Genomic DNA, 266 nt, shown 5'->3' with positions numbered 1-266 from the left:
CGCGCCCGAGAGGAGTCGAACCCCTAACCTCTTGATCCGTAGTCAAACGCTCTATCCAATTGAGCTACGGGCGCATATGGTGCCGAGGGCGGGGGTCGAACCCGCACGGTGGTCACCCACCGCAGGATTTTAAGTCCTGTGCGTCTGCCTGTTCCGCCACCCCGGCATGTCATATTGAAAATTGGAGCGGAAGACGGGATTCGAACCCGCGACCCCAACCTTGGCAAGGTTGTATTCTACCACTGAACTACTTCCGCAAGACATGT

3 tRNA genes are annotated in these 266 nt (G+C 57.1%); all 3 read right to left on the bottom strand.

The features are described from left to right. The 3 genes from H6481_RS28545 to H6481_RS28535 all read right to left on the bottom strand — a co-directional run bounded on the left by H6481_RS28545 (position 1) and on the right by H6481_RS28535 (position 257). A tRNA-Arg gene (locus H6481_RS28545) sits at positions 1-74 on the bottom strand. 3 nt (positions 75-77) lie between these two features. Next, positions 78-166: transfer RNA gene (locus tag H6481_RS28540), tRNA-Leu, on the bottom strand. A gap of 16 nt (positions 167-182) precedes the next feature. Continuing rightward, positions 183-257: transfer RNA gene (locus H6481_RS28535), tRNA-Gly, on the bottom strand. Between the last annotated feature and the right edge of the window lie 9 nt (positions 258-266).

It is taken from the genome of Bacillus sp. ME78 (genome assembly GCF_903970865.1).
Classification (GTDB): Bacteria; Bacillota; Bacilli; order Bacillales; family Bacillaceae_G; genus Bacillus_A; species Bacillus_A cereus.
This window is presented reverse-complemented; position numbering and strand designations above follow the sequence as displayed.